The organism is Arthrobacter sp. B2a2-09, assembly GCF_027587375.1.
In the GTDB taxonomy this organism is placed as follows: Bacteria; Actinomycetota; Actinomycetes; order Actinomycetales; family Micrococcaceae; genus Arthrobacter.
Map to the genome: position 1 here is coordinate 71,658 of NZ_JAMXIC010000014.1, position 19,722 is coordinate 91,379.

Annotated in this window: 19 protein-coding genes; 3 read left to right on the forward strand and 16 right to left on the reverse strand. The window is 63.2% G+C overall.

The annotated features are described in order from the left end of the window. Window positions 1-91 precede the first annotated feature (91 nt). Window positions 92-1,039, forward strand: coding sequence for an RluA family pseudouridine synthase (locus NFJ07_RS15475; protein WP_269995717.1), 948 nt, complete (start codon window positions 92-94; stop codon window positions 1,037-1,039). A gap of 359 nt (window positions 1,040-1,398) precedes the next feature. Beyond that, window positions 1,399-1,839, forward strand: a complete 441-nt coding sequence (locus tag NFJ07_RS15480) for an SRPBCC family protein (protein WP_269995643.1) — start codon at window positions 1,399-1,401, stop codon at window positions 1,837-1,839. A 60-nt stretch (window positions 1,840-1,899) separates the two neighbouring features. Here NFJ07_RS15480 and NFJ07_RS15485 read toward each other — a convergent pair whose 3' ends face one another. Further along, a complete protein-coding gene (locus NFJ07_RS15485) occupies window positions 1,900-2,427 on the reverse strand; it encodes an O-acetyl-ADP-ribose deacetylase (protein WP_269995645.1) in 528 nt (175 codons plus the stop codon). A gap of 57 nt (window positions 2,428-2,484) precedes the next feature. On the opposite strand from NFJ07_RS15485, the gene NFJ07_RS15490 reads away from it, so the two are divergent. Then, window positions 2,485-3,108: a DedA family protein gene (locus tag NFJ07_RS15490; RefSeq protein WP_269995646.1), complete on the forward strand. Its 624-nt coding sequence runs from the start codon at window positions 2,485-2,487 to the stop codon at window positions 3,106-3,108. Between the two features lie 137 nt (window positions 3,109-3,245). On the opposite strand, the gene NFJ07_RS15495 is transcribed toward NFJ07_RS15490, so the two are convergent. The 15 genes from NFJ07_RS15495 to NFJ07_RS15570 form a co-directional block, all read right to left on the reverse strand. Continuing rightward, entirely contained in the window at window positions 3,246-3,551 is a 306-nt protein-coding gene (locus NFJ07_RS15495; protein ID WP_269995648.1) for a hypothetical protein, read from the reverse strand. Between the two features lie 157 nt (window positions 3,552-3,708). Continuing rightward, window positions 3,709-4,332: a HoxN/HupN/NixA family nickel/cobalt transporter gene (locus NFJ07_RS15500; RefSeq protein WP_333482063.1), complete on the reverse strand. Its 624-nt coding sequence runs from the start codon at window positions 4,330-4,332 to the stop codon at window positions 3,709-3,711. Between the two features lie 329 nt (window positions 4,333-4,661). Beyond that, window positions 4,662-5,873, reverse strand: coding sequence for a serine hydrolase domain-containing protein (locus tag NFJ07_RS15510; RefSeq protein ID WP_269995650.1), 1,212 nt, complete (start codon window positions 5,871-5,873; stop codon window positions 4,662-4,664). A gap of 297 nt (window positions 5,874-6,170) precedes the next feature. Further along, entirely contained in the window at window positions 6,171-7,721 is a 1,551-nt protein-coding gene (locus NFJ07_RS15515) for an N-acyl-D-amino-acid deacylase family protein (RefSeq protein ID WP_269995651.1), read from the reverse strand. Then, window positions 7,714-7,836, reverse strand: coding sequence for a hypothetical protein (locus NFJ07_RS15520; protein ID WP_269995652.1), 123 nt, complete (start codon window positions 7,834-7,836; stop codon window positions 7,714-7,716). Before NFJ07_RS15520 ends, NFJ07_RS15515 begins: the two co-directional genes overlap by 8 nt. A 361-nt stretch (window positions 7,837-8,197) precedes the next feature. Beyond that, window positions 8,198-8,683 (reverse strand): RidA family protein, encoded by a 486-nt coding sequence (locus NFJ07_RS15525; RefSeq protein WP_269995654.1) that lies wholly within the window; start codon window positions 8,681-8,683, stop codon window positions 8,198-8,200. A gap of 38 nt (window positions 8,684-8,721) precedes the next feature. After that, on the reverse strand, window positions 8,722-9,819 hold the full coding sequence (locus tag NFJ07_RS15530) for a D-TA family PLP-dependent enzyme (RefSeq protein ID WP_269995655.1): 1,098 nt from the start codon (window positions 9,817-9,819) through the stop codon (window positions 8,722-8,724). Window positions 9,820-10,859: 1,040 nt separating this feature from the next. After that, window positions 10,860-12,212 carry a diaminopimelate decarboxylase gene (locus NFJ07_RS15535; RefSeq protein WP_269995656.1) on the reverse strand — a complete coding sequence of 451 codons (1,353 nt, stop codon included), beginning with the start codon at window positions 12,210-12,212 and terminating at the stop codon, window positions 10,860-10,862. Continuing rightward, the gene (locus NFJ07_RS15540; RefSeq protein ID WP_269995658.1) at window positions 12,209-13,321 is read right to left on the reverse strand and encodes a mandelate racemase/muconate lactonizing enzyme family protein; all 1,113 of its coding nucleotides are present in this window, start codon (window positions 13,319-13,321) and stop codon (window positions 12,209-12,211) included. Before NFJ07_RS15540 ends, NFJ07_RS15535 begins: the two co-directional genes overlap by 4 nt. A 69-nt stretch (window positions 13,322-13,390) precedes the next feature. Next, a complete protein-coding gene (locus NFJ07_RS15545; RefSeq protein WP_269995660.1) occupies window positions 13,391-13,621 on the reverse strand; it encodes a helix-turn-helix domain-containing protein in 231 nt (76 codons plus the stop codon). Beyond that, complete coding sequence (locus NFJ07_RS15550; RefSeq protein ID WP_269995662.1) at window positions 13,618-15,633, reverse strand: S9 family peptidase; 2,016 nt, start codon at window positions 15,631-15,633, stop codon at window positions 13,618-13,620. The genes NFJ07_RS15545 and NFJ07_RS15550 overlap by 4 nt, the downstream gene beginning before the upstream one ends. Further along, window positions 15,630-16,337 carry an oligopeptide/dipeptide ABC transporter ATP-binding protein gene (locus tag NFJ07_RS15555; RefSeq protein WP_269995664.1) on the reverse strand — a complete coding sequence of 236 codons (708 nt, stop codon included), beginning with the start codon at window positions 16,335-16,337 and terminating at the stop codon, window positions 15,630-15,632. The genes NFJ07_RS15550 and NFJ07_RS15555 overlap by 4 nt, the downstream gene beginning before the upstream one ends. Window positions 16,338-16,345: 8 nt before the next feature. Continuing rightward, window positions 16,346-16,618, reverse strand: a complete 273-nt coding sequence (locus NFJ07_RS15560) for an ATP-binding cassette domain-containing protein (protein WP_269995666.1) — start codon at window positions 16,616-16,618, stop codon at window positions 16,346-16,348. Next, the gene (locus NFJ07_RS15565; RefSeq protein WP_269995667.1) at window positions 16,615-18,603 is read right to left on the reverse strand and encodes a dipeptide/oligopeptide/nickel ABC transporter permease/ATP-binding protein; all 1,989 of its coding nucleotides are present in this window, start codon (window positions 18,601-18,603) and stop codon (window positions 16,615-16,617) included. The genes NFJ07_RS15560 and NFJ07_RS15565 overlap by 4 nt, the downstream gene beginning before the upstream one ends. A 3-nt stretch (window positions 18,604-18,606) precedes the next feature. Further along, a complete protein-coding gene (locus tag NFJ07_RS15570) occupies window positions 18,607-19,590 on the reverse strand; it encodes an ABC transporter permease (protein WP_269995668.1) in 984 nt (327 codons plus the stop codon). Between the last annotated feature and the right edge of the window lie 132 nt (window positions 19,591-19,722).

Genomic DNA, 19,722 nt, shown 5'->3' on the forward strand with positions numbered 1-19,722 from the left:
GGCTGCCATCTACAGGCGCGGCGCCGCATACCGGGCACGGAAGCGCCAGACACGCCGGGCCTTGTGGCAGCCCCGGTAGAATAGATCGGTGATGCAATCCCCCCTTCCAGTGCGCGACGGCGTCAACGCCACCCGTCTGCGCCTCCCGGACGAGGGGCCTTGGGACACCGCGATGGACTACATGATGCACCGCTGGGGCCATATCGACCCCCAGGGCATCGAGGACAGGTTCGACGCCGGCGAGATCGTCGGCGAGGGCGGCGCACCTCTTGACCGTCGCACCCCCCTCGAAGAACACACTTTCATTTGGTACTACCGCACCCTCCCGCCGGAGACTCGGATACCGGTGGAGATCAACATCCTGCACCAGGACGAGCACCTCTTGGTCGTCGACAAGCCGCACTTCCTGCCCACCACCCCGGGCGGGACCTACATTCAGGAATCCGCGCTCGTCCGGCTCCGGAACCAGCTGGACCTGCCAGACCTCATCCCGATGCACCGACTCGACCGCATGACCGCCGGGGTATTGCTGCTCTCCACCAACCCGGAGACCCGCGGCAAGTACCAGGTGCTCTTCGAAAAACGGCAGGTGCAAAAAGAGTACGAGTGCGTCTCTGCCGCGGCACCTGCCGCAGGCTTTCCCGCCGTCGGGTTCCCCGCGGTCGTGCGCAACCGCATGACCAAATCCCGCAGCTACCTTCTCGCCGAAGTGATCGACGGCGAACCCAACGCGGAAACCCGCATTGAGCTACTGAGAACGTTCGACGGCGGAACTCACGACGGCGGCGCCGCTCGCCGAGCGCTGTACCGGCTTGAGCCCCACACCGGCAAGACCCACCAGCTTCGCGTGCACATGGCTTCGCTCGGGCTGGGAATCGTGAACGACGCGTTCTACCCCGAACTCCTGGACAAGGCCCCGGACGACTACTCCAGGCCCCTGCAGCTGCTTGCCCGTGGCATCCGATTCGTTGACCCCATCAACAAGCGGGCCGTGGAATACCGCAGCCGCCTCGAGTTGAGCGAAGCCCACCCCGCCTGACGCTTTCCCCAAACGCTCGCTCACCTATGACGCCTCTTCCCCAAACGCTCGCTCACCTATGACGCCTTTTCCCGGGACCCTCGCTCACCTATGACGCCTTTTCCCCAAACGCTCGCTCACCTAAATTAAGGAACATTTCCACCTTGGAGTCACACCTGCAGGAGTGCCGGCCAAAAGCGCGGCATAAGTGAGCGAGCGTCCGGCCAAACACCCACATAAGTGAGCGAGCGTCCGGTGGGGCAGCGCCGGGGCGCTGAAACTATGGCGCGTTTCCGCGTTCCCAACCGGGCAGGGCTATATGCTCAGTTTTGCCGGCCCGACGACCGCGGGCGGTGTTCGGTCTCGCGAAAAGGAACCACATGGCCCACGCTGAAAACGAAGTCTCGATCAACCGCCCCGCAAACGACGTCTACGCCTTCTTGGCCGACGGGCTGAACAATAAGCTGTGGCGTCCGGCGGTCAAGAGCGTCGCCCTTGCAAGCGGGGAAGCAGGCAACCAGGGTGCTGTGTACTCCCAGACGATGGCGGGCCCCGGTGGCCGCACGATCGCCGGTGACTACGAGATCATCGCAGCCCAGCCGGGCAGGAGACTCGATTTCCAGGTCATTGCCGGCCCCGCCCGCCCAACAGGATCCTTCACGCTGAACGAGAACGACGGCGGCACGACCGTACGCTTTGCCTTGGATCTCCAGCCCAAGGGTTTCATGAAGCTCATGGGATCGATGATCACCAAGACAATGGAGTCGGAGGTCGGACAGCTCGGCCAGCTGAAGTCCGTGCTTGAGGCGCAGTCCGCCTGACGCCGCCCGCGAAAGCGCGCGCCACCCGCAAAGGCAACGTGAAAGCACATGCGGGCCTCCTCACCCTTCCGAAGCCCCGAACACGCTCCGGAATACGTCCGTCGTCTCCGCGCTGAAAAGTACAAATTCGACGAGTTCCAGCCCACTGGAGCTTTCGGCGTCGAACCGGCCGACGGCGTCGAGCGCTACTGTGGCGACCTCGCGCGCATCCCAGCCGTAGACCCCGGCACTGATTGCGGGGAATGCAACGGAACGCGCCCCGAGGGACGCTGCCACTTTCAGGCTTTCGCGGAAACAAGAAGCCAGCAGTTCCGGATCGTTCTGGCCCGCGTGCCTGTTTGGACCAACGGTGTGGATCACCCATCGGGCGGCCAATTTGAACCCGGGGGTAGCCACGGCCTGGCCCACTGGCAGTCCGTGCGGGTACCGCTCGCGCACCTCCATACACGCGGTCAGGAGCTCCCGGCCGGCCGCGCGGTGGATCGCGCCGTCCACTCCGCCGCCGCCCATCAAAGATGAGTTGGCAGCGTTGACGATCGCATCGACGTCGCGCGTGGTGATGTCACCTTGCAGGATTTCGAGCCGCATGGCGCCAGTCTTGCACGACACTCCGGCGGATGCACCAAAGTGGGGTAATTTGTGCCCATGGACATCACCACGGCCGACGGCTGGGGAGCCGCGATCTATGTCTGGATCATCCCCATGGTGGTGGGTGACGCGATATTCCCGCCCATCCCCTCCGAGATGCTGGTGATCACCGGGGGCGCACTGGCCGCTGAGGGCCGGGTCAACCTGTGGCTGGTGGGTCTGCTGGCCGCCGGCGCGTCCTGGTTGGGGGACGTCATCGTTTTCCAGCTCTTCAAACGCCGCTTGGGGCATATTCTGGACCGCTGGGCCTGGGGCCGCAAAGTCCATCAGGGCATCCACCGGGCCATCGCCAGGGCCGGGCGCTCCTCCACCTACGGCGCGATTATCGGCGCCCGGTTCATCCCTGGTGGGCGGCTTGCTGCGTCGGCCGCTTCCGGGATCGCCGAGGTTTCCTCCCGCGGCTTCAGTCTCTGTGCTGGCTTGGGCGGCCTGCTGTGGGCCACGTGGCAAGCCGGGCTGGGTTACTTCGCGGGCTCGACGACGAAGCTTCCGTTCTGGGCGAGCTCACTGATCGGCGTCGGCGTGGGGCTGCTAATCGGCGTCGTGGTGGGCGTGCTCGTCACGCGTCGCCGCGGCGACCGCTCGCCGGTGGACGAGCCGGGCGAGCCGCCGCACCTTTAGGCGCCTGCCCCGTGCAACCAACAGCGTCACGCTGTGCGGCGTTTCATGGTGCCGCGGTTCGTCATGTCGCGAATTTCAGGGTGTGTCCGCCGTCGATGGCGGCAAAAAGCTGCCGAGCGTGACGCGCGCCAGGCCGATTAGACCGGCGACCATTTCCCCCGCTTGCGGCGAAGCACGTAAAGGTTTCCTGTGAGCGCTACGCGTTCGACGGCGTCGCGCATCATGGCTGCCGACGCGCGGGCCTCGCTGTTCTCGCCCGGGTAGTCGCGGTCCTCCACCATGAAGCGGAGGCTGATCTGCGGAACGCCGCCGACGATGTCCAACTGGTTCGATTCGACGTGGTGCCGCGTTTCCAGGGCCTCGAGCGCAGCGGCCATCACCGACTCCGGCGGATTGCCTGGCTTGAGCCCGGTGATCTTCAACTTGGTCTGGAACGACGGCATCCCTCAACCCTAAACGCTCGCTCACATATGGCGCTCCCAGCCCGACCCTCGCTCACATGATGTGAGCGAGCGTTTCCAAAAACACCCACATAAGTGAGCGAGCGTCCCAAGGACCCGACGCTCGCTCACATATGGCGCTCCCACCGGAAACCCTCGCTCACATATGGGCCTTCCCGGACCAACGGTCTTCGATATGAGCCCGCTTCCAGATGCCCAACGCGAGAATCCACGTCACGATGAACAGCCCCACGATCAGGTATCCGACGGCGTTGAGGTCCAGTCTGCCGATCGCGGCCAGCGGGCCGGTGCTGATACCGGTTCTCTGGACGAGGATCGAAAACAGCTCGACAGAACCGATGCCCAGCGCCACTGCGACGGACAATCCCGTGATCACGATGTTGTAGTAGGCCCGACGGACAGGCCTGGACAATGCCCACCCGTAAGCGAAGTTCATGAAGACGCCATCGATCGAGTCCAGCAGGCTCATTCCAGCGGCAAACAACACGGGCAACGTCAGGATCGCATACCAGGGAAGGGTGGAAGCCGCCGCCCCACCCGCAAGAATCAGCAGGCTCACTTCCGTAAACCCGGGACTTGGGTCCTCATCCACATGGGATTCGCCTTGGAGCGCGTGGATGCCGAAGGCGCACAACGGGCCCTCAGCGGCCTGGAGCTCATGGGGCAGCCACGGGAACCGCAAGCGGGAGCCCGCCAGGCCGCCGTCGAGGGCTGAGGAAGCGAACGGTCCAAGGAACTCCGGACTATTCGCCAGGCGCTGCACAACCCGTTCGAAGTGCTGCCCTCAAGGAACTGGTTGCCGCGGCGCAATTCCGCACGCAGCAGGCGGCAAGCAACGCGATGGCCGAAATGTATTGGGCAATCGGTGCCACGATCCTGCAGCGCCAAGCGCACGAGGCATGGGGACCACTTTGCATACCAGTTTTCCGTCGGCGGGCGTCATTGACTTTGGCAAGGCTGCGGCGGCTCGACGTCATTGAGCTGAGCATCCACAAGTCCTAGGCCGTACGGTAGGTCACCACTACCGTCGCCGCCTATATAAATCGACACGTTTTTCGCCGGATCCACCAAGACAGGGCCGACATTCTGAAGTCACGGCCCCGCCTCAAAATAGTCGGCGCAGACCGCGGCAAGCGCGTTCCACACTGTGCCAGCAGGCGTCTCCACCACGCCAGCGGACGGCGTGCTACCGATGGGGGGAAGGCCGTTTGCAACTGCGACCAAGGTGACACCGGCTGACACTTCACTTGCACCCATTGCGGTGTACCCACCGTACGAACCGCTATGGCCCTGCCAGACGCTGCCGGCCACCTGTGTGCGAAACGTGCCCATCCCGTAACTGTTGATCCGGACTGGCTCCGCGGGTCCGGCCATCGCCTGCGGCGTTGGCGAAACCATCTGCTCCAGGAACGCCGAGTTGAGCAGCGTCCTGCGGACAAACAAGCCGTCGAGGAACTGTGCTGCCCCGATCGCCGTACCGGCGAACAAGCCGTCGCCGAACGGCAGACCGAACAAGTCGACCGGTATGCCGGATGGCCGCCATGCAGCATAGGTGTCGTGGAACGAACCGTCAGACAGCCGCTGGTAGCCGTGTGCCAGCAACCCAGCGATGCGCGGGGACCGTCGCAGGGTCAGCAGATCGTCGTTCATCGGATGAGAGCCACCGGCTGAGTGGATGAGGCGGGAACAGGCACGTTCCATTTGCTCGTCGCTGCCAAGCGCCTGCACCAGCACCTGAGCCAGGACGAGGTAGCCCGTGTTGGAATAGGCCCAGCGCCGACCCGGGTCGACGGGAGAGCCAAGAGCCTCGGCGAACATCGACCAGGTGAACGGTTGGTTCGGATCGTAGGCGTTGCGCACAGCCGGGTCCGACGCGGCAGCCTCATACAGGGCTTCCTCGGGCCCGGGGGGAAACAGTACGCTCATCTGCGGCGATGCATAGATGTCGGGATAGCCCGCCGTGTGCGTCAGCAACATACGGACCGTCACGGTGTCCGCGCCGGGCACATCGTCGCCGAGATACATCGCGATCGGTCGGTCGAGACAGATGACGCCGCGCTCAACCTGATATAACGTGCAGGCTGCGAGGACCAGCTTTCCGAAGCTGGCCAGGCAAAACGGCGTCCTGTCGGAGACGGGGACGGTTTGGTCGACCCTCGCCAGGCCGTGCACGCCTGTCCAGATCAGCTCACCGTTGCGCATCAATGCCGCCTGCGAGCCCGGTGCCGGCGCCAGACTTCCAACATGGGCCATCGCGGCGTCCATCTGGTCCTTGATCGGGATGAAAAGCGGTTCTCTCGGCATAGCGGTCGTCCTTCTGCTTGGGCGTGGCGGCTTAATCCATGATTGTCTCGAGCCAACGGTCGAAAATCGTGGCCGGTCGGATTCGATCTCGGTGGTCCGTTTTTCAAACCGGCGTACAAAGGTTCGATCATGCGATGAGTCTGGTTCGCGATCTCTGGTGTGTCTTTGGCCCTGAGGCCGAAGTTCAGCCGATTGGCTTTTTCCTGATCTCCCGCAGCCTTAGCGGGCCATCCCGGCACCAATAGCACGGTGTCGAACAACGTGGGTGAGCTTGTCATCGACGCACCGAGGCTGCATTCAAGGCCGTCCCGACCGCAACATCCGTCCACGCCGTGCACCCGTGAACTCGCCGTCGATTATCACCGGTTCACCATCAAGCAACACGTGCACCATTCCGGTCGGTCGCACATCGGGTCGCTCATAAGTACCAGCGTGACCTATCGTCGCTGGGTCGAACGCCACGAGGTCGGCGGCGGCCCCGCGACCTAGCCAGCCTCGATCGGTCAGCCCGAACTGGCCGGCAGTTGCGGAGCTGACCTTGCGGATCGCCTCGGGCAGGTCCACCACGCCGCGATCACGGACGTAGGTACCGAGGAAGGTCGGGAACGTCCCGAAGGCGCGCGGGTGATTCGGACCGACCGGTGATCCGCCGTCAGAGCCGATGGCGACCAACGGATCGGCCATGATCGACAGCACGTCTCCTTCGTCCATGGTGTGGCAGACGGTATTGGCGTGCGGATCGGCGATCAGCAGGTCGCACAACGCATCCCACGGTTTCCGGCCGTTCAGAACCTGGGCCAGCCGGCGACCGGTCACCGCAGGGTCCGTGTGGCGCAGGATCTGAACGTCTTCCGGATGCACCTCTCGCCATAGTCCGACGCCCATCCCGGTGTGGGGGTTCTCGGCCACGGCTTGCAGCGACGCCCGGGTGGCCGGGTCAGACAGCCTGGCCCGCATCGCCTCCACCCCGCCCTCACAAGCGGCCGGGGGCAACATCGCTAACAGGTCAGTTGCGAACGCCTGGTATGGATACTGATCACCCTTGGCATCGACACCGCTGCGACGGGCCGCTGCCAGCTTTTCCAGGATCAGTAGCGAGGAACCGTGTACGGCCCGGCCGGAGGCCTTGCAGTGCGAGTACTGCAGCCTGATCCCGGCAGATCGCGCCACGTCGACAGCCTCGTCCAGTGCATCGGCCAGACCCTCGCTCTCGCTGCGACTGTGAGTGGCGTAGGTGCCGCCGTACCGGCGGGCCACACGGGCCAGGGCGATCAGCTCCGCCCGGTCGGCATAAGCACCTGGGACGTACTCGAGGCCGCTTGAGAACCCGACCGCGCCGGCGGCGAACGCCTCTTCGATTAGATCGCACATCCGGTCCAGTCCGCCGGGTGGCAGCTCGAGCTCCATCCCGGCCACCGCCATCCGGACCGTGTTATGCCCGACCAGCGCGGCCAGGTGGTTGCTCGGTCCGGCCGCCTCCGCGGCGTCCAGATATTCGCCGAAGGTGCGGAACTCCTGCTTCCCCAACGTGACTGCACCCGATTCCGTGACTGCGGGATTGGTCGGCCCCGGCGAGAACCCACAATTGCCGATGATCTCTGTGGTGACACCCTGGAAGAGCTTGAACGGCTGTGGATCTGGAAGGAACGGTACCTTGTCGGAGTGGCTGTGGGCGTCGACGAACCCGGGTGCCACCACAAGTCCGGTGGTATCGAAAGTGCGCCTCGCCGGTCCGAGATCGGTGCCTACCGCAGTGATCCGGCCGTTAGTTACAGCAACATCGGCGGTGATCGGAGCGGAGCCGAAGCCGTCGTGAATCTCTCCGCCGGTCAGGATCAGATCATGCATAGTTCAAATGCCCTTCGTTTTGCTTCGAGATGTCATCGTCCAGCGATAGCTTGCCGTCCCGGCACAGGAGCAAGGCCGCGTGCACGAGTTCGGGCAACCTGGTTGTGATCTCCATACTGGTGAATATGCCAGAGGTCTCGGCCAGCCGATTTGTCGAAACAGACGAAGTCTGCTCGCATATAGTTGGCCAATGCGACATCCGCCGCTCAGGTGGTGCCGGATAGGCAACGGCCGGAATCCGGAGCCACTGGAGTGACAACCAGCCCCGCCAGAATCAGCCCGCTATCTGCTCGACGACTTGGAGTCACAGCTCGGCATGGCGATGATCCTGGTCTCCCACGACATCGGGGTGATCGCGGGGCACGCCGAACATTCACCTCGGACTACAGAGTCCTTGGGTTTCCATTTGTTCTGGCTCGGAAGCCTCGCCTGCAGTTCTCGGCTCGCTGTTGAGGTAGACGAGAATGTCGCGGCGGCTATGCGAATCTGGCGGTGATTTCGACTTCTACGGATGCGCCCAGGGGGAGCGCTGTGACGCCGACGGCCGAGCGGGCGTGGGTGCCGATGGAGTCCTCGAAGATTTGTGAGAGGAGTTCTGAGGCTCCGTTGATGACTGCGGGTTGTTCAGTGAAGTCTGGATCGGATGCGACATAGCCGGTTACTTTGACGATCTGCGTGATGCGGTCCAGGTCTCCGATGTGGGCTTTGATCGCTGCCAGGGCGTTGATGGCGCAGGTGGCTGCTTGCTGCCTGGCCTCGTCACGGCTGATGGCTGCCCCGACTTTGCCCGTGGCGGTCAGCGCTCCGTTGACCAGGGGCAATTGCCCGGAAGTGTAGATGTGATCTCCACTGATGATCGCGGGGACGTACGCGGCTACAGGGGCTGCCATTTCGGGGAGGCGCAGTCCGAGTTCGTGTAGGCGGATCTCGACTTTGGATGTGGTGGCAGGTGCCTTTGTCATGGGCCTTGGCCTTTCGTATTTGCTGCTTCTTGGGTGTGTTATTTGTTTCGTCCGCGTGCGGCTACCCGCCAGCGGCCCACGATTTCGCCGCCGCTGATCACGGTGACTTCGTCGACGAGGTTCATTGCCACGCAGACGTGGTTGGGGACCACACGCAGTCGGTCTCCGAGTGCCGGCAGCGTTGCCCCAGCCGGCCATACAACGGTGGCGTGGTGTTCTGATAATGCGGTGATTCGGGCTTCCGGGTGGTCCAGGAGCCGCCCGAAGCCGGTGGTCCAGCCGGGCCGGTCCCCGCCGAGGATTTTGCTGCCGGAGTCCAGGATGACCCTTCGCGGTATAGCCGCGGTGCCTTCATGGCGGCTGACGACTGTTGCCGCAATGGTCAGTGCAATGTCTTCGGCCGCGCAGCGTTCCAGTTCCAGTTGTTGGGCATCTCCGAAGACGTACACGCCGGGACGGACTTCCGTGGCTCCGGATGAGCCGGTGAGGGTGGCGGTAGGAGTGGACCCGCCGCTGCGGTGGGTGATGTGGAAAGCCGCCGCGGTGAGCCGCTCGGCGGCTTTGCCGAGGGCCAGCCGTTCCTCCTCGGCTGCCTTTAGCGGCATGCCCGGAGCATAGCTGTGTCCGGGGAATGTGAAAACTCCCGTTACGCGCAGCCCTGCCCGCGCCGCGGCTTGGGCGACTTCGACAGCGGCGTCCGGTGTTATCCCGCTGCGGTGATGGCCGCTGTCGATCTCCAGCAGGATTTCAATCTCACCGACGGCATCGCCCAGGGCCGCGGCCATGGTTTCTGCTGCTTCCCGTGAGTCGAGACCTACTGCGATCCTGGCTCTTGCTGCCAGGCGTTGCAGCCGTTCAGCCTGCCGGGGACCGACACAGAGGGGATAGGCGATGAAGATGTCTTTGGCTCCGTGCTCTGCAAAGACTTCGGCCTCTCCGAGGGTCGCCACAGTCAGTCCGGCGGCTCCGGCTGCCAGCTGCATTTCAGCGATTTCGGGAACTTTGTGCGTCTTGACATGAGGCCGAAGGTGCAGGCCCTTTGTCCGGACGGCAGTTGCCATGCGGTCGATATTTCGCTGGAGCACGTCCCGGTCGATCATTATCTCCGGTGTGTCGATTTCCTTTGGGATGGTCATCTTTGGCTTTCTTATCTCGGTCGGTGGCGTTGCACCGGAATTCGATGCAGTGCCTGAAACCGGGCCCTCGCGCATTGATGGCCCGGGGAAGGGTGCACCGGGAACCTGATCACTAAGCGCATTCGACTCGTCACGCCCTGGGACGGTGAGCCGGCCCGCAGAGCGGAGGACCCAATCCTTCACTCACCTGGGTCCGTGGCTGGCTGCGGCTAACGAGGAGCCTCACGGACTGACAGTCGTGGAAGTGGAAAAGTCTTCTCTCGTTTAGGTCGTCCCTAATCCAAATAATGAGCCCGTCGCTTGTACTTGCCTCCACTGTTCCTATTTGGTCCCGATTCCCCGCCGTTCGAAGTGACACGACGTCCCCACGCGTGAGGCTTTTCCAAATCAGCAGGGGTTGCGTCTCCGCTATTTCGTGTTCCTGTTCTTCGTTTAAGTACGGATCGCCATCTTGCGCTGGCGCGAGGGGACCATTCCGTCGATTTGAGGAAGTCAGGCGCTTCCGGGATGATTTAGGCGAATTCTTGGCAAATGCATGTTGACCCTCTTTTACAAGGTCTCTTTCCTGGGTGAGGCCGTACGGGATGTCGGGGCTAAAGGCTACCGTGAATGTTAGGTAGTCGACCCTGGTTACGAGAATGCCGCAACGGATCGCTACTCCCCGAAGTAATGAAGCGGCTTGCTCAAGTTGAAGGTCTCGTGAGGCGGGGTCATCGGCCTTGACGGTGAGGCTGGAGGCTGCTGTCAACATGGTTGTTCTCCTTTGATTGATAGGCGTTGCGCCTCTCTTAGTTGTTGGGCATTCACAAGGGCGTGGAATCTTGCCGGCCTCGGCTGACAGCCTCGGTTGTGAGGTTCTCATCAACTAGCTAGCCCGGGGGTTTCAAGGGGGATGCTCGCGGCGTGTGTTAAGCCGACAAACGGCGATTCCGAGCTGGGAAAGTAGTGTTGTCGATGCACTGTGCCACCGGCTGGAGAAAGCACGGGCAACCCGCTTGGAGTCCGAGACGTTTGCCGTCCTTATACCCGCCGTTGTCGATCTAAGGAAGGACGGCGGGGACTGGAAGCTGGCTGGCTCCCGAACGCTCCAGCAAGTCCGGGATGGTCTGGGGCAGGCGAAGTGTGCTGAAGCGGACCGTTCCGTCTACTTCCACCGTTGCTCCATAGACGCCTGGCTCAGGCAGGGAGTTGTAGCTCAACGGTGTGGAGAAGTAGTAGGAACCGGTATCCAACAACGCCACGATGTCTCCTTGCTCAAGAACAGGCAGGAGCCGGTTCTTCGCAACGAGATCACCCGCGAAACAGCAAGGTCCGGCAACATCCTGCGGGACCAGGTCACCGCCCTTGATCCTTCCGGAACCGTCATGTGCAACAACGCGGACCGGCCAGACCTCGGGCAGGAAGACGGTGCGCATCGCCACCTGCGCCCCCGCGTGAGTGATGGCGATCCGTTGGCCGCCGGCTTCCTTGGTGTATTCCACGTGCGCGGCGATGAACCCGAACTTGGCCATAATGGTGCGGCCAAACTCTGTGATGACGGAGTATCGACCGTTGAACAGTGCTGGCACCTCGTGCCTCAACGCTTGGACGTACGAACCGAACGGGGAGATCAAATCATCTGTTTCGAAGTCGACCGGCAGTCCGCCGCCAATGTCGATGGTCGAGATCCGGTCCCGCCCCACAACGGCGTTGACCTCATCGGCGAACTCAACCGCACGTGAAATGCCCTCTGTAATCAAGGACAGCGGGCAACCCTGTGAACCGACATGGGCATGGACACTGGTAAGCCACGGGTACTGCCGGTAGGCGTTGAGCAGGCGGGAGCGGCTACCCTCATCATTCAAGGCAACTCCGAATTTGGACGTTGCACCCGCCGTACTCATGGCTTCGATGCCACCGACTCCGACCTGCGGATTGATGCGCACGCCAATTGTCGACGTCGAGGGAGAGCGCTCCAGAAGTTCGGCTATCCGATCCAATTCCTGGAAGTTGTCGGCGTTGATTGCCACGCCGAGGGACAAGGCCTGACGAAGTTCCCTTACCGTTTTGGCGGGCGAATCGAAAACGATCCGCGCAGGTGGAAAACCGGCGGCGATGGCTTGGGCAAGTTCGCCTTCGCTGGCCACCTCGCAGCCCATGTCCAGGTCCTTCAGCGCTGCTAGCGCTGGGACCAGGCAGTTGGCTTTCGCTGCAAAGGCGTGCAGAACTTGTGGGATGGCGGAGAATTCACGGTGGAGTGCGGCCACGTTCTCCGCAACGCCATCCATATCAATGAAGGCGGCAGCGAGTGCCTCTTCCGGATGCAGCAGCCCTTGCGAGATTGCAGCCTTCAGAATTGCTTCGCGCCGATCGGCTGTAGCACTGGCTGGAAGATTCCCCTTTTCCCTGTTCACGCTGAAACCTCGCATTCGCTGATGGTGAGTTCTGCCAGCACCTCCAGGTCTACGTCCACGCCCAGACCCGGTTTTTCCGTGATGTGGACGTCCGGAATCACGTACTTCAAATTGCCCGGCTCTTTGGCGAACCTCAGGGGCCCCGAGAGCTCGGTGGAAACGATATTCGGATGGCTCAGCGCCAGATGGAAGCCCGCGGAGGAGGCAATGCTTGTCTCCAGCATTGAACCGATCTGAACCTTGAGTCCCCCGAGTTCCGCTTGCGTTGCCAGGCGATGGCACGGGGTGATGCCGCCGCTCTTCATAAGCTTGAGGTTGACCATGTCCACGGAACGGTCCCGGACGAAGTGGGCAAGATCCTGGGCGTCCACCACGGCTTCGTCGGCCATCAGCCTCATCCCGGTGTCTTGCCGCACCAAACGGAAGCCGTCGACGTCATCGGCGAGGATCGGCTGTTCCACCCAGTCGACGTCAAACGGTTCCAAGGCCCGGATCATGGTGCGTGCCATGGCTGGGTCCGCCCAGCCTTGGTTGGCATCAACACGGATTCCCAGGTCGTTCCCGATGGCAGCACGCACGGCCCGCACCCGCTCGATGTCCTGCCCATCACCGCCACCGAGCTTCATCTTGAGGTGGCGGTATCCCTCGTGCTTGGCGTGGATTGCCTGCTCCGCGAGAACTTCCGGGGCCAGAATGCTCATGACGCGAGCGATGGTTGGCTGTTCGGGCCGGCGCCCACCCAGCAATGAGTAAATGGGACGCCCCGCGGCTTTGCCGGCAAGATCCCAACAGGCGATGTCGATTGCTGCTTTGGCGGCGCCACAGCCCTTGAGGGCCGCATTGAGGCGCTGGTGAATGGCGGTGATGTCCTGCGGATCCATGCCCAGAACAGCGGGCAGCAGTTCCGTTTTGAGGGCTTCCACCACGCCTGTCGGCGTCTCGCCGGTGATGTGCCCGTCAGGCACGCTTTCGCCATACCCAACCAGTCCGTCGTCGGTCTCCAAGGTAAGGATGACGCTGGGCATCGACGCGTAAGACGCGTAGGAGACCACGAAGGGTTCCAACAGCGGAAGGTCGATCAGGGTAATGGTGGCGCGAGCGATTTTCATGTGTGGCTTCCTATCCACTAGTGAGGGGCGGTGGGTTGAGTGACGGCCAAATGCTTCCGTTTGACGAGATCACGCGGAGCGGGAGGCGAGGATGCAGAGCTGGAGCATGGCGGCAAAACGTGTCTTCGGATCGTCGAGGTCAAGTCCGCCCACGTGGGCAAGGCGACGAAGCCGGTACCGGAAGGTATGTGGGTGGATATAGTTCCTCAACACTTCCAAGGTCACCCTCCACCAGCTCAAGGAGCGTGGCGCCCAAGTCGTCCGGAACGCAGCCAAGGCTGGCGCGGGGACGGTTGTCATCCATTCAAACCCACTCCAACGGCTGGGCGGGAGGGCAACCGCACCGGTACGGAATCCACACCGTTGGCGTGTTCCTCCACCCACTCCACAATGCGGCGATTGAAGTCGATCCGGTGTGATGGCTGCCCTACATCCGTGAAGAGGTGGGAGCCTCCGGGATAAAGAACCAGACGGCTCACCACACCCAGTTCGCACAGGGCCGCATGCCACTGCGTTGCCTGGCCAACCGGACACCGCACATCGTCCGCCCCGTGGAGAATGAGCGTCGGCGTTGTCACGTGTTCAACCATGGAAAGCGGAGACATGGCCTCGTACCCCAAGGGATCCGCCCACGCCGGACCGCCAAGCTCACGGTCGCTGAGGAACTGTCCACTGTCCGAGGTTCCGGCAAAGCTCCGGAGATCACTGACAACCCCGCCGGCCACATCAGCTGCGAATCTTTGGTCGCGGCTGGTCAGATAGCAGGTCATGTATCCGCCGTAGCTGTATCCAGTCACCGCGAGCCGGTCCGGGTCTGCCACTCCCTCGGCCACCAGCTGGTCCAGTGGCTCAAGGAAGTCCGGGGCGTCCGCGATGCCCCAACGGCCTAAGGCCGCCTTATAGAACTGCTCGCCATAACCATCGCTGCCCCGGACATTCAGCAACAGCACGGACCACCCGCGCGCGGCCAGCTCCTGGTGATAGAGGTTCACTTCGTCAGCTGCACTGTTCCACGCGTTGTGTGGGCCGCCGTGAATGTCCAGCAAGAGGGGCTGGGGTCCTGCACTGTCCGGGTCGCGGATCAGCCACCCCGGCACAACTGTGCCATCCGAGATCGTGAACCCGCGTTCCAGTCGCGGGAAGAAGTCCGTATCCGCGAAATTGGATCCATGGTGTGTCCAAACCCGCGTAGTGCCGTCGGTAAGATCCACGCTCACGATCTCGCCAAAGGAAGTAGGTGTCTTCAGGACGGTGACTGCCGTGTTGCCTGCAACGCACAACTCCGAGACAACCAGGCCGTCACCCTGCAGGACCGGGCGGGGCTCGCCGCCGTCGATGTCCACCTCATAAAGGTGCGTGCAGCCGCGGTCCCGAACGCAGAACAGCAGCCCTTTGCCGCTATCGCTCAGCTGCGGCGGGGCCCCCGGATAGGCCGGAGCCCCAGCCATGACGTTGCGGTCCAGCGAACCAGCGAGATTTGTGGCGGGACTGCCATCCAACGGAAGCCGCACCAGGGCGGCGTGACCAACCGGGCGGCTGGACACCACGAATAGGGCGCCCCCATCCGCGCTCCACTCAACAGCGCTTACCACCTGGTCAGCGGGACCCACCAGAGTCGGCATTGCGTCTGGAACGTCGACAGCAATGATGTGTGCGGGGGCGGTCAAGCTGGCATCGTTGTCGGCTGCAGGGCCGGCAGCAAACGCCAGATGCCTCCCGTCGGGCGACCACTCCGGGTCACGGGCGTGCCAGTCGCCGTGAGTGAGCTGGATGCATTTCCCGGTCGCCAGTTCAAAGACGTGCAGTTGCCGCTTCATGGTTCCCAGCAGGCCAAGGCCGTCAGATTGGTAGTCCCTGCCGTCTGTCACCACCGGCACATCGGCGCGGTGCGCACCGGCCGGTGCGGCCTCGTCTCCCGTGGCAAGGCCAGGGACGAACGCAGCGAATGCGAGCTTGCTTCCGTCAGGGCTCCACGTCGGTTTGCCGACCCCCATCGGCAGGGTGCCGAGGCTTTCCACCTGTTCATCCTCAGAGGTCATGATGAAGAGATGGACGTGTCCCTCTGACTCATGCAGAAACGAAAGCTGGGCTCCATCGGGCGACCATGCTGGTGACGAATCGGCGTTGCCGAACGTGAGCTGCCGGGCGGAACTGCCCGCATTTTCCACCAACCAGATGTTGCGTTCGGTGCTGTCAGTGACGGCGTCGAGAGTCCGCAGCACGTAGGCGACGCGCTGACCGTCGGGAGAGAGCGCGGGCTGTTCAGGGACCGCAAGGTCCAGCAAATCGTCGATGCGGAGCCTGCGGGTCACAGGATTCCCGCCTTACCGGAAATCAGCAAGTCATCGGCGAAGTGACATGCTGCGGCTTGTCGGTGCCCTTCGGGCTCAGGGTCGACTTCCCGGCAAACGTCGCGGCCTGGAAGCACGAGTGGCCCTATCGGGCAGCGCAGGTGGTATCGGCATCCGCTGGGAGGGTGATGCGGGTCCGCTGGCTCAGCATCGTTGACAGCCTGCACAGCCGGCCCGGTGTCGGCCGGAGTGAGGCTGGGACTGCTCTGGCTGGGCACAGCCGCCAGCAGATCCTTGGTGTACGGATGCTGTGGGTCAGAAAGGATCTGTTCTGCGGGGCCTTGTTCGACGATCCTGCCCAGATACATCACGGCGATGGCATCAGCGACGTACCGGACCACCGCCAGGTTGTGCGAAATGAACAACATGGACAGGTTGAGGTCCCGTTGCAGGTCCCTCACCAGGTTCAGAACCGTCCCTTGGACAGACACATCCAGGGCAGAAGTAATCTCATCGGCGATGATGACCTTGGGCTGTCCGGCCAAAGCCCGGGCCAAGGCGACACGTTGAAGCTGGCCCCCTGACATCTGTCCGGGGTAGCTGAAGGCGCGCTCAGGATCCAGGCCCACCAGGCCCAGCAACCGTTGCACCTCGGCGCGGCGGCCTGCGGCTTCTCCCCTGCCGGCACGCGGGATGCCTTCCGCTATCGACTCACCAATGCTCATGCGCGGGTTCAGTGAAGAGTGCGGTCCTGGAATACCATCTGCAGGGGCCGGCGCTCGCCCCGTTTGGGCCGCAGGGGCTGGCCGTTGAACAGGATTTGCCCGCCGGACAACGGCGTAAGGCCTGCCGCGGCCCGTGCCAACGTGGATTTGCCGGAGCCGGATTCACCCACCAGGCCAACCACTTGTCCCTTTGGTACTGTGAGGTCAACGCCGTCCACAGCCGTCATCCCGCGGCGACCGCCGAATCGTACCGATACCTGCTCGAAGCGAAGTTCGCTCATGATGCCTCTCCTTGCAGTGCAGCAGCATGTAGTTTGAGTTCGACCGAAACCCGTTCAGAGCCCGTTCCACGGGAAGGGTGCCAACAGGCCACCCGGTGCCCGTCCTCGCGCTGGACGAGTTGCGGATCCTCGCGGGTGCAGTGGTCATCCGCCTTCGGGCAGCGGGAGGCGAAGGCGCAGCCTGCGGGAACTTGGGACGGGTCGGCAGGGCGTCCGGGGACCACGGCCAGAGGACGGTCCCGATCCGTTTCCATGTCCGGGACTGCTGCCAGCAGGGCCCGCGTATAGGGGTGCATTGCCCTTTCGGCCAGATCTGACGCCGGAAGATCTTCCACGATGCGTCCGGCGTACATGACCAGGACACGTTCGCACACCTGGCCCACCAGGGTGAGGTCATGGCTGATCAGGAGGATCGCGACGTGGTTCTCCTCCTTGATGGCCGAGAGCAGCCGCAGCACTTGTTGCTGGACTGTCACGTCCAATGCGGTGGTGGGTTCGTCGGCCACAATCAGGGCCGGGTTTCCCATGATCCCCATCCCGATCATGGCCCGTTGCCGCATGCCACCGGAAAATTCATGGGGGTATTGCCTCAGGCGTCGTTCCGGGGCCGGCACTCTGACTGCCCGCAGGCGGTCCGCCGCGCGCGCCAGCGCTTGCCGGCGATTCATACCTTGGTGCCGCTGTGCCACCTCAGCGAGCTGCGCGCCAATCCGCATGGCGGGGTTGAGCGATTTCATGGGGTCCTGGAACACCATCGCGAAGGAAGTACCGAGCAGCTGACGTCGGGCCCGGGAGGGGCTGGACAGTTGGTCCTGGCCGAGGAACTCAAGGCGTGATGCACTGACGTTTCCTGGGTACTCCACCAGTTGCGCCAGTGCCAAGGCGGTCTGCGTCTTGCCGGAGCCTGACTCGCCCACCACGCCTACTGCTTCGCCCCGTGCCAGACTGAAGCTGACGCCGCGGACGGGAGTGATGGGTCCGGCGGGTCCCGGGAAGCTGACGAAAAGATCCCGGACGGTCAGCACGGCGTTGCTGTCCGCGCCGGCCTTGGAAGGTTCGACGGCGGTGGAAGGCTCGACGGCGTTCGGCTGCGGCACGCGCTGGGGCGCTGCGCCTTTGCCGGAAATCGGCATTGGTGTGCCGAGCGTCTTGGCAACGGCTTCACCGAAGAGGTTGAATGCCAGCCCTGCAATGACCACTGCCAGCCCAGGGGCCAGCGCCGCCATGGGGTGCAGGTAAATGTCATTCAGACCCTCGTTAAGGAGCCGTCCCCAGTCGTAGGCCGGAGGTTGGACGCCCAGCCCCAGGAAGGACAACCCGGCGAAAGCCAACAGCGATCCGCCTGCCCCGATCGTGGCTGTGACCACCAGTGGTTCGGCGATGTTGGGGAGGATGTGGCGAAGCAGCCGCCGTACCCTGCCCACCCCAGCCAGCTTCGCCGCCGCGATGTAGTCCCGCTCTGACTGTGTAGCCACCAGGGTCTGGGTCAACCGGGCAAAGGAAGGAGCTGTGGCCAGGCCAATGGCCAGCACGGCGCCAGTCTGGCCGACTCCGAAGATCACTGCGAAGAACATGGCCAGGAGGAGCCCCGGGAAGGCGACAGCGATGTTGACGAAGGCCGTGACCAGCCTGCCGACGCGCCGGCCCAGCAGCGAGGGGACCGTACCGAGCACCAGGCCGGCCATAACGCCGATTCCCGTTGCCGCCAGGGCGAGCTTGACTGAAAGCCCGGTGGCCACGAGCAGCCGGTAGAACAAGTCGCGGCCCAGGCTGTCAGTACCTATGAGGTGTTCCGGCGATGGTCCTTGGAGGATGGTCTTGGTGTTGATTGCCTCTGCCTGGCCGGACCACAGGATTGGTGCGATCACGGCCATGGTGAGGACCATGAAGAGCATGCCAGCGGACACAGCACCAACGGGCGTCTTCAGAGCCGCCAACCATCGGACCGCCATTCCTGATGCGGCTACCGTCTTTGGAGTACGCATAATTCAGCTTTCTTTGATTGTTGAACGCGGGTCGAGCATTCCCAGTGCTACGTCCACCAAAAGGTTCACCAGCAGCACGCCAACCCCGTATACCAGCACCACGCCCTGAACCACCGGGTAGTCCTTGGCGAGAATGGAGGCGACGATGGTGCTGCCCAGGCCAGGCCAGGCGAAGACGTTTTCCACGAGGACCGTGCCCGCGACCATGGCGCTCAGCATCAGGCCACCGATTGTCAGGGTGGCAGTCAGGGCGTTCGGCAACGCGTGGCGGAAATAGATCATCCAGTCCGGCAGCCGCTTGGCGCGCGCGGTCCGTACGTAGTCAGTGCCGAGCACCGAGAGCATTTCCACCCTCACGATCCGGGACAGCATGGCGGCTGAGCCAAGGGCCATGGACACCACGGGAAGGACGTATGAGCTCGCATCGGAGCGACCGGCCACGGGGAACCAGCCCAGTTGGACGGCGAAGAAGAACACCAGGCCGACGGCGAGCAGGAACTCCGGTATGGCGGCCACAACAATGGAGGTGGAAGTGAAGGCCAGCTCGGTTCGCCGACGACGGCCGCCCCGGGTCAGTACGCCCATCAATGCGCCTACCGGCACTGAGATCAGGACAGCGAGCAGGAACGCGAGGCCGGCAATTTCAAAGGTTGCAGGAAAGCGGTCGCCGATCACTTGCGCTACCGGCAGGTCCGATGTCATGGAAGTTCCGAGATTCCCGCCCAACAAGCCTTGAAGGTAGTGGATGTATTGCAGCCACAGGGGGTCGTTGAGGCCCAGGGCCTGGCGGCGTGCCTCAACGAGGGCACTTGGAGCTGAACTGCCCAGCGCCGCCCTGACCGGATCGCCGGGAATCAGGTGGATCATGAGGAATGACGCCGTGACCAGCACCCAGAGGGAAACAATCAGGCGCCCAATCCTTCGCGCCACAAAGCCGGTCCACGGGCTGTCTGTTGCATCCGCGACGAAACGTGTTGCAATGCTCAAATTTTTTACTCCTGCTTCTTGAGAGATCTCACTGGACCTCCACGAGACCGGCGTCATCTATTATCTGACTCACCCATGTGCTGACGCTTTGTTCTTTGCGATCACCTATTGAGACGAGGATGGTCGAATCGG